Annotated in this window: 2 protein-coding genes and 1 pseudogene; 1 reads left to right on the top strand and 2 read right to left on the bottom strand. The window is 73.8% G+C overall.

Annotated elements, in window-relative coordinates; translation table 11 throughout:
- The first annotated feature begins 49 nt into the window (after window positions 1–49).
- Window positions 50–456: pseudogene (locus UO65_RS18905) on the top strand (lipase family protein).
- A gap of 61 nt (window positions 457–517) precedes the next feature.
- Here the strand turns inward: UO65_RS18905 and UO65_RS18910 are convergent.
- Window positions 518–1,966, bottom strand: a complete 1,449-nt coding sequence (locus UO65_RS18910) for a hypothetical protein (RefSeq protein WP_152552155.1) — start codon at window positions 1,964–1,966, stop codon at window positions 518–520.
- A 279-nt stretch (window positions 1,967–2,245) separates the two neighbouring features.
- The gene (locus UO65_RS18915; protein WP_035284463.1) at window positions 2,246–3,136 is read right to left on the bottom strand and encodes a DMT family transporter; all 891 of its coding nucleotides are present in this window, start codon (window positions 3,134–3,136) and stop codon (window positions 2,246–2,248) included.
- Window positions 3,137–3,551: the final 415 nt, after the last annotated feature.

Genomic DNA, 3,551 nt, shown 5'->3' on the forward strand with positions numbered 1-3,551 from the left:
CGGGTTCCTCGCCTTCGCCGCGGTCGGCCTGGACAACGCCTACCCGGAGTTGCAACTCGACTCCTACCTCAACGACACCGGCCGCAAAGACCTCGCCGACGCCAAGCAGAACGCCTGCGTGGTCGAACTGCTGGCCAACTACCCCTTCAAGACCATCGCCGGCTACACCACCACCAACCCCCTGACCGACCCCACATGGCAAGCACGACTCGCGCAGAACAAGTTGGGGCAGAACCCGCCGCGAGTGCCGGTCTTCCAATACCACGCCTCCACCGACGAGATCGTCAACACCCCCAGGGCGACGCGCTGCACAAGTCCTACTGCGCCGCCGGGGTCACCGAACAGTGGAACACCTACATCTCCGACCACCTGACCGGCATCTTCGCGGGCAACGCCGACGCCGGAAAATGGATCAAGGACCGATTCGCGGGCAAGACAGCACCCAGCAACTGCTGAGTGTCCGCACACGACAGTGCCCCGGCGGAAATTCCGCCGGGGCACTGTTCTCGTGACCGTGTCAGTCGGTCTTCGGCTTCGGGATCTCGGTGGTGTGATCCACAGTGGATGCTCCCGGCGCATTCGCCGCTGACCCGTCGGTCGGCGCATCGGCCCGCTGCGGCTCGGGTGCGGTCTCCGCGTCCGTAGCCGGTTCGGTGGCGGGCGGTTCGGACACGATCACGGGGGTGGACTCGACCCAGTGCACGCCTGAGGTGGAGTCGGCCGCCGTCGTGGGGAGCCCCGATTCCGCCGGGGCCTCGAGGAGCCCCGTCCCGGGCTCTGCCGGGGAGGGCGCGGCAGGCGATTCCGAGACGGGGACTTCCGCGGACGACTCGGGTGCCGCGGCCGGTTCGGCCTCGGGGAGTTCCGCCTGCGGGCCGGGCTCGGCGGGCGCCGCCGGTTCCGGCTCGGGAAGGTCTGCCGGGGGTTCGGCGGCGGGGGGTTTCGCCTGCGACTCGGCTCCGGCGCCCGCGGGGGTTGGTTCCGGGCGGGGGAGTTGCGTCGTGGGCCGGTTGTCGGTGGGCTCGGCCGTCGGGGCGGGTTCGGCGGGCCGGTCGTCTTCGGCGGGGGACGGCGCGGTGGGGGACGGCGCGGCGGCTTCGGTCGGGCGCGCGGGCGTGGCCACGGTCTCGGTCGTCGCCCCGGTGCTCGGCGCCTGCGCGCCGCCCGCCTGGGCCTTGGCCACGACCTGGGTCACCTCGGCGTCGTCGCCCGAACCGCCCGCCGACGGCCACGCCCCGGCGATCGTCGCGGTGGTCGCGGCCGACGCGGCGTGGTGCGGTGTGCCGCTCTGGGCGGCGGTCTGCCCACCGGGCGCGGCGTGCTGGGGCGCACCGGGCAGCGCGGGCCGCTGACCGGTCTGCGGCTGACCGTGGTTCCGGCCCGGAGCCGGGTACTGCCCGTACCCGACCGGCGCCCGGAACCCCATCGACGGCGTGACCGGCTCCACCCGCGACCGCGCCCCCTCGCGCCGGATGAGCGCGGGGACCAGCGCGAGCAACCCCACCCCGGCGGCGACGAGCAGCAGCACCAGCGCCGTGTCGGTGTTGATGTCGACCCGGCTGCCCTCGGACGGCTCCTGCGCCAGGGTCCGCTCGACGAGCTGGCCGACGATCAGCGCGATCAGCGCCACCGCGCCCGCCAGCACCCCCGCACCGATCCCGCCGAGCACGCGCACCGCGGTCACCAGCCCCCGCTTCGGCCGCACCCCCGCCACCCCCGCCACCACCGCGGCGACGGCGAGCAGCCCACCACCCACCACCACCGGCAGCCCTGCCAGGTCCGGCAGCGGTCCGCTGCCGGACACCGCACCGGACCTCGTTGTCCCCCACAGGGTCTGGCTCAGCGCGCCCTCACTGGTGGTCTCCTGCCCCAACCGCACCCGTAACTCGAACAGGGTCTGGAAACTCGCGACGACCGCCAGCACCGCCGCCGCGGCGAAACCGAGGGCCGCCACCAGTCCCGACACCCACACCCCACCGCGGGACCGGACTGGCTCGGGGCCGGGGGGTGGCCCGTACTGCTGCGCTGGCGGGTGCGGGGCGGTGCCGGGAGGACCGGGCGCGTAGGGCGGAGTCACGCGGGAATCTTGACAGCTCCCGAGGACCCGATGTGGGACGCCGTGGTATTCGCGGAAGCGAACGTCACGTTCTCCCGTCGCCCCCCTCTTCTCTGGTTAGCAGCGGCCGACCCGAGCGAGGGCCGGGTCGGCCGCTGCGATTCCCCGCCGCGATCCGACCCCCCGGCATCACCCCTGGTGCGCCTCACCGACCGCTGCGCGGTGTGGCTCCGCCGCGGTGAGCCCGACCAGGAGCCCGACCAGGACCACCACCGCCCCGATGAGGTGACCCCAGGTGGGGGAGCCGGTGCCGAGGAGAGCCGTGGCCGCCACGGCGCTGATGGGAACCAGGCTGGTGAACAGCCCCGCCCGTTCCGGGCCGATGGCACCCACCGCGCTGAACCACAGGACGTAGGCGCAGGCGGTGACCACAACCCCCAACCACAGCAGGGCGAGCAACTGGCCGGTGTCCGGCAGCCGGAACCCACCGGTGACCGCGATCCCCGGCACGCACAGGACGGCTGCGCCCGCGCAGGCGTAGGCGGACACCCGCAGCGCTCCCAGCGCGCTCAGGACGGGGGCGGCCACCAAGGCGAACGCGACCTCACCCGCCAGCGCGCAGCCCGAGAAGAACAGGCCCACCACACTGCCCACCGACCCGAGCCCCTGGGCGACGGCCGCCCCCACGGCCACGACGAGGCCCGCCAGGACGATCCGTCGGTTCGGGGCGGTCCGGTTCACCAGCGGGGTCACCAGGGCGATCACGACCGGCGCGCAGCCGATGATCACCCCGACCAGGGCCGGATCGGTGTCCCGCTCCGCCGCGACAACCGCGACGTTGAAGCCGACCATGCCCAGAGCGGCGAGAACGCCGATGCGGACCCACTGGCGGGAGCTGACCGCGCCCCTGGGCGGCGACGCCGACCGCAGGCGCAGGACACCGAGCAGCAGGACCGCCGCCAGGGCGAACCGGAAACCCTGACCCGCGAAGACCGGGAAGTCGCGCAGGGCACCCATCACCGCGACCGAACTGCCCACCGCGGCCATCGCCAGGACGGCGCAGACGCTGCCCCTCACCATGATCGGAACCGTACGCCGCCCGGTGGCCCCCACCCAGGGCCGAACCGCCACCACGGGCAGTTCCGAACAAAGGGCGGGATCGGGGGGCTCCGGCTCGCGGGCACGCCACGAGAGCTGACGCAGCGCCCCAGGGCCTGTCCTCGAAGCCCAACCCCCGGACCGGCGGCCTGGCGGCTGGCCATGCCGAACCCCTCCGGCGCAGCCGCCAACCCCCGGACCGGCGGCCTGGCGGCCGGCCATCCGAACTCCATTGGCGCAGCCGCTAACCACCCACACACCGCTGGCCCGGCGAGCAACTACCCGGCGGGTGGATGTCCTGAACGCAGGCCGGCCACCCCGAGAACCGTCGGCCCGGCGAGCGAATGCCCGGGTGGGTGGATGTGTTTGGCCGGGGGTGGCGATCATGTGACAGCCT

It is taken from the genome of Actinokineospora spheciospongiae (assembly GCF_000564855.1).
Lineage (GTDB): Bacteria > Actinomycetota > Actinomycetes > Mycobacteriales > Pseudonocardiaceae > Actinokineospora > Actinokineospora spheciospongiae.

Bases quoted from the DNA above. Each gene is read 5' to 3' on its own strand.
- UO65_RS18915 (WP_035284463.1), bottom strand. From the start codon at position 3,136: ATGGTGAGGGGCAGCGTCTGCGCCGTCCTGGCGATGGCCGCGGTGGGC.